Here is a 7,405-nt window from a genome sequence, read left to right as displayed (position 1 = left end):
CCTCGTACCCCTCCGCCGTCCCGGCCCGACCACTGAGCGGGCCGGGACGGCGGTTCGCCGCATCGAGGGGTGCGGTGATCGCTCAGCGGTCGAGGCGTGGCAGCACCCGCTCGGCGAACAGCCGAAGCCCGCGCCACCCCTCCTCGACCGGCATCCCGCCGGCCAGCGGATGCAGTACGTAGTTGTCCAGGCCCAGAGCCACGCACTCGTCCGGGGTGACGATCCGGTACACGCCCTCCGCGCGCAGCCCCGCCACCGTCGCCGCCCCCGACCGCACGGCCGACCGGATGCCGGCCGACTGCCAGGAGGCGTACGTCCGCGCCTCGTGCAGGAAGTGCCCGCCGTACTCGGCCCACGCCCGGTCCGGATCATCCGCCACGTGCAGCAACGGCGTCTCGGCGGCGGGCATCATCGTCCAGCCCTCGGTGCCGTACTCGACGAGCCGCTCCTTGTAGTACGCCTCCAGCTCCGGCAGATGCGCGCTCGGGAAGAAGGGGAGACCCAGGCGCGCCGCCCGGCGGGCCGCGGCCTTGGAGGAGCCGCCGACCAGCAGCAGCGGATGCGGCTCGGTGCCCGGACGTGGGGTGACCCGGACCGTGCGCCCCCGGTAGGCGAACGGCTCACCGGTCCACGCCTGGAGCAGCGTCTCCAACAGCTCGTCCTGGAGCTTGCCGCGCCCCTTCCAGTCGACGTCGAACTGCGCGTACTCCTCCGGCCGGTACCCGATCCCGGCGACGGTCACCAGCCGTCCGCCGCTCACCAGATCCAGTACAGCGATGTCCTCGGCCAGCCGCAGCGGGTCGTGCAGCGGCCCGATCACGGCCGACACCGTCACCGCGATCCGCCGGGTGGCCCCGAACACCGCTCCCGCGAAGACGAACGGCGACGGCAGCCAGTTGTTCTCGACCCCGTGGTGCTCCTCCGTCTGCACGGTGCTGATGCCCTGCTCATCGGCGTACGCGGCCATCTCGACGGCGGCCCGGTAGCGGGCCCGGAGCGAGGCGGGCGTGGCGCCGGGCTCGACCAGGTTGAAACGGACGACCGTGACGGGCATGGGGACCCCCTTCGGGCGGCTGTGGAGGGGGACGTTAGCTGACGAGGTGTCAGGTTTCTAGAGGAGGGTGTGTGACGACCCACTGCATGGGCCGTCACACACCCTGGGGACGCTTCTCCGCGTACCCGGCGCGCCTTTCGCATACTGGACGCGTTTTGAACCCTCCCCTGTCAGGGGGGTTCCTGGCTCACGCCGCCCGGTTGCTCGGCGAGCGACCAGGTCCTACGCGGTCAGCGCCAGTCGGGTTGGAACCAGCCCGGGAACCCGTGGTCCGACAAGTGCAACGAACGGCTAAACGGGACGTCGCGCCATACTGGGGCTGTTATGGAAACTCTCATTCTTGCTCTAGTCATCGCCGTGGTCGTGCTCGGCGTGCTGGGCGGGCTCGTCGTAGGCAGCCGCAGGAAGAAGCCGCTGCCCCCGGCTCCCCCCACGACACCCGACATCACCGCACCTCCGGCCGAGCCGCATGTCGGCGACGAGGCCGAGACACCGCGCGACGAACCGCGCAGAACGATCGAGGAGGTGGACCTCCCGGACGCCACGGCGACGGCACCCGTCGCCGTCGAGGAGCCGCCGACCGCCCCCGCGATCGAGATCCCCGAGCCGACCGCCGGCCGTCTCGTACGGCTGCGCGCCAGGCTCTCCCGCTCGCAGAACGCGCTCGGCAAGGGGCTGCTCACGCTGCTCTCGCGCGAGCACCTCGACGACGACACCTGGGAGGAGATCGAGGACACCCTCCTCACCGCCGACGTCGGTGTGCAGCCCACCCAGGAGTTGGTCGAACGGTTGCGCGAGCGCGTGCGGGTGCTCGGCACCCGCACCCCGGCCGAACTGCGCACTCTGCTGCGCGAGGAACTACTGAAGATCCTCGTCCCCGAGTTCGACCGCGTGGTCAACACCGACTCGCCGCTCGACACCCCGGGCATCGTGATGGTCGTAGGCGTCAACGGCACCGGCAAGACCACCACCACCGGCAAGCTCGCCCGCGTCCTCGTCGCCGACGGCAAGAATGTCGTCCTCGGCGCCGCGGACACCTTCCGCGCCGCCGCCGCCGATCAGCTGCAGACCTGGGGCGAGCGGGTCGGTGCCCGTACCGTGCGCGGCCCCGAGGGCGGCGACCCGGCGTCCATCGCCTTCGACGCCGTCAAGGAGGGCATCGAGGAGGGCGCCGACGTCGTCCTCATCGACACCGCCGGCCGGCTGCACACCAAGACCGGCCTCATGGACGAGCTCGGCAAGGTCAAGCGCGTCGTCGAGAAGCACGCGCCGCTGGACGAGATCCTGCTCGTCCTCGACGCCACCACCGGTCAGAACGGCCTCGTCCAGGCCCGTGTCTTCGCCGAGGTCGTCGACATCACCGGCATCGTCCTCACCAAGCTCGACGGCACTGCCAAGGGCGGCATCGTCATCGCCGTACAGCGCGAGCTGGGCGTACCCGTCAAGCTCGTCGGCCTGGGAGAGGGTGCGGACGACCTGGCACCGTTCGAGCCGGAGGCGTTCGTGGATGCGCTTATCGGCGAGTGAGGATCTGTCCAACAACTATTTGGTAGACGAGAATTTACCTAACAACTATTTGGTAGATCCTCGAAGAAGCGCCCGCCCCAAGCTGCAGTCGGGGACGGGCGCTTCGCTGTGTACGTATGGGGAAGCTGGGGCTAGGCCCGCGACCTGTGCGCCACGTACGCCAGCGTTCCCAGCAGCAGTCGCGCGGCAGGCGGCTTCGTCGCCGAGTCGAGGGCGGGGGAGCGCAGCCAGCGGACCGGGCCGAGGCCGCCTCGGTCGGAGGGCGGGGCGGTGACATGGCTGCCCGGGCCGAGGCCGTGCAGGTCGAGGGCGGACGGGTCGTCCCAGCCCATGCGGTAGAGCAGTGTGGACAGCTCGGTGGCGGCGCCCGGGGCGACGAAGAAGTGGGCGCGGCCCTCGGGAGTGGCGATCACCGGGCCTACGGGCAGGCCCATGCGTTCGAGGCGGACGAGGGCGTGCCGGCCCGCCGACTCGGCGACCTCGATCACGTCGAAGGAGCGGCCCACCGGCAACATCACGGAGGCACCGGGAAACTCGCCCCAGGCCTCGGTCACCTCGTCGAGCGTCGCTCCGGCGCGGACGGGAGGCGCGAAGTCGAGTGGATGCGCGCCTGGTGCGGAGCAGGTGGTCCTACCGCACGAGCACGCGCCTGAGGCCGTCCGTGCGCCGGGGACGACGTCCCAACCCCAGAGGCCGGTGAACTCGGCCACGGCCGTGCATTCCGAGGAACGGCCGCGCCGACGTGTGCCGGATCGCATCTCCCGAATGCCGCCGATCGTGAAGCCCATGCCCCCTCCAACGGGTCCAGCGCGCCGGTGGTTACGCGACGGAGTCGGAATGCGACGCTCTGCTTCCATATTGGCGGCGCACTACGGCACCCCCGGTGGTGCGGTCGACGACGCGCGCCCCTGAATGCATCGCTCCGCCCACTCCCGGCCGTCATGTGTCAAGTGAATCGCGTACGGGCGGTCGTGAGTTCATTCGAAGGGGTGGCGAATGGTGGCGTTTCTGGAATCGCCGTGGCCGGGCGCGTGATCGTAGGATTACTTTAAGTGCACGGGACCTGGGGGTATATGCACTTATGGGTATGCCGGAGGCAAGTCGTCTTTCCGTTCGATGGGTGACGAGGGTCGGACGTACGGCGTGGTAACCGGCATTCTGGTAGGGCTTGGCGCACAGGGATTGGCGCACACAGCGCACAGTGGTTTCAGGGATGGGGGCGTTCCAGTGGGCGGCAACGGCGGAAGCGGCACGAACGCTGACAAGCGCCCGAACGACCTGCTGGGCTCGTGGTTCGTCCGCAGCGGCTGGTCCAAGGGCGAGCTCGCCCGGCAGGTGAACCGCCGGGCCCGTCAGATCGGCGCCAACCACATCTCCACCGACACCTCGCGCGTACGGCGTTGGCTCGACGGGGAGAACCCGCGCGAGCCGATCCCGCGGATCCTGTCCGAGCTGTTCTCCGAGCGGTTCGGCTGTGTCGTCGCCGTGGAGGACCTGGGGCTGCGCGCAGCACATCAGTCCCCGTCCGTCTCCGGTGTCGACCTGCCCTGGACCGGCCCGCAGACCGTGGCGCTGATCAGCGAGTTCTCGCGCAGCGACCTGATGCTGGCGCGGCGCGGCTTCCTCGGGAGCTCGCTCGCCCTCTCCGCGGGCCCGGCCCTCATCGAGCCGATGCAGCGCTGGCTCGTCCCCTCGCCCCCCGCCCCGCGCGCGGAGCCCGAGCCGTCGCCCGCCGCCCGCCGCGCCGGCCGGCTCTCCAAACCGGAGCTGGACCTCCTCGAGTCCACCACGGCGATGTTCCGGCAGTGGGACGCCCAGTGCGGCGGCGGTCTGCGCCGCAAGGCGGTCGTCGGCCAGCTCCACGAGGTGACCGACCTCCTCCAGGAGCCCCAGCCCGAGGCCACCACGCGGCGGCTGTTCAAGGTCGCCGCCGAGCTGGCCGAGCTGGCCGGCTGGATGAGCTACGACATCGGCCTCCAGCCCACCGCCCAGAAGTACTTCGTCCTGGCTCTGCACGCGGCCAAGGAGGCGGGCGACAAACCCCTCGGCTCGTACGTCCTCTCCAGCATGAGCCGCCAGATGATCCACCTCGGCCGGCCCGACGACGCCCTCGAACTGATCCATCTCGCCCAGTACGGCAGCCGTGACTGCGCGAGCCCCCGTACCCAGTCGATGCTGTATGCGATGGAGGCCCGCGCCTACGCCACCATGGGCCAGCCCGGAAAGTGCAAACGGGCCGTCCGGATGGCCGAGGACGTCTTCGCCGACGCCGAGGAGTGGGACGACCCGGACCCCGACTGGATCCGCTTCTTCAACGAGGCCGAGCTGCACGGCGAGAACTCCCACTCCTACCGTGACCTCGCCTATGTCGCCGGCCGCAGCCCGACCTACGCGTCCCTGGCCGAGCCCGTGATGCGCCGGGCCGTCGAGCTCTTCTCCACGGACACCGAACACCAGCGGTCGTACGCGCTGAACCTCATCGGCATGGCCACCGTGCATCTGCTCCAGCGTGAGCCCGAGCAGGGGGCGGCCATGGCCAAGCAGGCCATGGACGTCGCCGGCAAGGTCCGTTCCGAGCGAGTCAACACCCGTATCCGAAAGACCGTCGACACGGCCGTACGCGATTTCGGCGGTCTCGCCGAGGTCGTCCATCTCACCGACCAGCTCGCCGTCCACCTCCCCGAGACCGCCGAGGCGGTCTGACCCCGGCCCGGCGTATCGCGGGCCCCACTGACTCCGGCCGCGGCCGGCCATCCCGACTGCCCGACTCGGCTCCCCCATGCCAGGTCATCGGATGGTCTGCCGTGGTCGGTCCGTTCGGGAGGTTCCACCGGAAGTTCCATCGGATACGAAACCGTTATCCGCCGAGGGCCCCGCAGAGGCTGGGCCCCACACGGGATGAATCCTCCGAGATTCACGTTTCACCTGTCTGTAACGTGATGGGGGTGTTCGTCACCTCCAAGAAACATTTCCAAACTCCCTGTGAAACGGTGCTGCGTCAGTCTCCTCAGCACAGTCGGCCCTCCCCGATAGCTCCCCAAGCTTCCGCATCCGCACGGGCCGTTCCGACCACGAGGAGATACCGGCATTGAACGGCACAGATACCGGATTCGTATTGATCAGCGCGGCGCTCGTCATGGTGATGACGCCGGGCCTGGCGCTCTTCTACGGCGGCATGGTCCGGGCCAAGAGCGTGCTGAACATGCTGATGATGTCCTTCATCTCGCTGGGCATCGTCAGCATCCTGTGGGTGCTGTACGGCTACTCGCTCGCCTTCAGCGGTGACCAGGGCGGCTTCATCGGCAACCTGGACGCGATCGGCCTCAAGGGCATCGACGTCACCAGCACGGTCGACAGCTTCGTCGCGGGCGCGAACGGCGAACCGCACAAGATCGCCGCGTTCGCCTTCATCCTCTTCCAGATGCTGTTCGCGGTCATCACCCCGGCCCTGATGAGCGGTGCGCTCGCCGACCGCGTCAAGTTCGGCGCCTGGATGATCTTCGTCGCGTTCTGGGTCACCCTGGTGTACTTCCCGGTCGCGCACTGGGTGTGGGCACCGGGCGGCTGGCTCTTCGAGCTGGGCGTCATCGACTTCGCCGGTGGTACGGCGGTTCACATCAACGCCGGTATCGGCGCGCTCGCCGCGGTCCTCGTCGTGGGCAAGCGGATCGGCTTCAAGAAGGACCCGATGCGGCCGCACAGCCTGCCGCTGGTCATGATCGGCACTGCCCTGCTGTGGTTCGGCTGGTTCGGCTTCAACGCCGGTTCCTGGCTCGGTGTCGACGGCACAACCGCCCGCATGGCCATCAACACGCAGATCGCGACCGCCGCGGCCATCATCGGCTGGCTGATCTACGAGCGCATCCGTCACGGCGCGTTCACCACCCTCGGTGCCTGCTCCGGTGCCGTCGCGGGCCTCGTCGCGATCACCCCGTCCGGCGGTCACGTCAACGCCTTCGGCGCCATCCTGATCGGCATCGTGGCCGGTGCCGTCTGCTCCTGGGCCGTCAGCCTCAAGTACAAGCTCGGCTACGACGACTCCCTCGACGTCGTCGGCGTCCACCTGGTCGGCGGTGTGCTCGGCACCCTGATGGTCGGCTTCCTGGCCACCGACGGGATCGGCGGTCTCGACCAGTTCGGCAAGCAGGCCACGGGTGCCTTCTCCGTCATGGGCTACACCTTCGTGGTGACCTGGCTCATCGCCTTCGCCATCCAGAAGACGATCGGCTTCCGGGCGTCCGAGGAGGACGAGGTCACCGGTGTCGACCAGGCCCTGCACGCCGAGACGGCCTACGACTTCAGCTCGGCGGCCGGTTCGCACATCTCCGCCAGCACCACGAGCAGCGTCGCTGCCCCCGAGAGCAAGAAGGTCGAGGCATGAAGCTGATCACCGCGGTCGTCAAGCCGCACCGGCTCGACGAGATCAAGGAAGCCCTGCAGGCCTTCGGGGTGCACGGCCTTACGGTGACCGAGGCCAGTGGGTACGGTCGGCAGCGGGGCCACACGGAGGTGTACCGGGGTGCCGAGTACACGGTCGACCTGGTTCCCAAGATCCGTATCGAGGTGCTCGCCGAGGACGACGACGCCGAGCAGCTGATCGACGTCATCGTCAAGGCCGCCCGCACCGGCAAGATCGGTGACGGCAAGGTCTGGTCCCTCCCGGTCGAGACGGCCGTTCGGGTCCGGACCGGCGAGCGCGGCCCGGACGCGCTCTGATCGAAGAGAAGAACAGGAGTCGCTGGGTGACGAGTACGGACGTACGTACGGATGCAGAGGACTCGGGACCCAGCGGTTATGCGGCGGCCCGGCTGCGCCTCCTCCAGG

The 7,405-nt window shown here is 69.2% G+C and carries 6 protein-coding genes; 4 read left to right on the top strand and 2 right to left on the bottom strand.

Annotated features, from left to right (window positions below; genetic code table 11):
* Positions 1-82: 82 nt before the first annotated feature.
* Positions 83-1,054 carry an LLM class flavin-dependent oxidoreductase gene (locus ACFU53_RS44965; protein ID WP_384005805.1) on the bottom strand — a complete coding sequence of 324 codons (972 nt, stop codon included), beginning with the start codon at positions 1,052-1,054 and terminating at the stop codon, positions 83-85.
* A 324-nt stretch (positions 1,055-1,378) separates the two neighbouring features.
* On the opposite strand from ACFU53_RS44965, the gene ftsY reads away from it, so the two are divergent.
* On the top strand, positions 1,379-2,581 hold the full coding sequence (ftsY, locus tag ACFU53_RS44960) for a signal recognition particle-docking protein FtsY (protein ID WP_384005803.1): 1,203 nt from the start codon (positions 1,379-1,381) through the stop codon (positions 2,579-2,581).
* A gap of 131 nt (positions 2,582-2,712) precedes the next feature.
* Here the strand turns inward: ftsY and ACFU53_RS44955 are convergent, their stop codons facing one another.
* The gene (locus ACFU53_RS44955; protein WP_384005801.1) at positions 2,713-3,369 is read right to left on the bottom strand and encodes a bifunctional DNA primase/polymerase; all 657 of its coding nucleotides are present in this window, start codon (positions 3,367-3,369) and stop codon (positions 2,713-2,715) included.
* 439 nt (positions 3,370-3,808) lie between these two features.
* Here ACFU53_RS44955 and ACFU53_RS44950 point away from each other — a divergent pair, with 439 nt between their 5' ends.
* From ACFU53_RS44950 to ACFU53_RS44940, 3 genes are all read left to right on the top strand, one after another.
* Positions 3,809-5,284, top strand: coding sequence for a hypothetical protein (locus ACFU53_RS44950; protein WP_384005800.1), 1,476 nt, complete (start codon positions 3,809-3,811; stop codon positions 5,282-5,284).
* 385 nt (positions 5,285-5,669) lie between these two features.
* A complete protein-coding gene (locus ACFU53_RS44945; RefSeq protein ID WP_384005798.1) occupies positions 5,670-6,962 on the top strand; it encodes an ammonium transporter in 1,293 nt (430 codons plus the stop codon).
* A complete protein-coding gene (locus tag ACFU53_RS44940; RefSeq protein WP_003997576.1) occupies positions 6,959-7,297 on the top strand; it encodes a P-II family nitrogen regulator in 339 nt (112 codons plus the stop codon). Before ACFU53_RS44945 ends, ACFU53_RS44940 begins: the two co-directional genes overlap by 4 nt.
* Positions 7,298-7,405: the final 108 nt, after the last annotated feature.

This window comes from Streptomyces sp. NPDC057474 (assembly GCF_042802555.1).
Lineage (GTDB): Bacteria > Actinomycetota > Actinomycetes > Streptomycetales > Streptomycetaceae > Streptomyces.
Note: the sequence above shows the minus strand (reverse complement) of the source record. Positions and strands in the feature narration are given on the sequence as shown.

Coding starts and splice junctions, on each gene's coding strand:
- ACFU53_RS44955 (WP_384005801.1), bottom strand. CDS start 3,369: ATGGGCTTCACGATCGGCGGCATTCGGGAGATGCGATCCGGCACACGT.
- ACFU53_RS44940 (WP_003997576.1), top strand. CDS start 6,959: ATGAAGCTGATCACCGCGGTCGTCAAGCCGCACCGGCTCGACGAGATC.
- ACFU53_RS44965 (WP_384005805.1), bottom strand. CDS start 1,054: ATGCCCGTCACGGTCGTCCGTTTCAACCTGGTCGAGCCCGGCGCCACG.
- ftsY (WP_384005803.1), top strand. CDS start 1,379: ATGGAAACTCTCATTCTTGCTCTAGTCATCGCCGTGGTCGTGCTCGGC.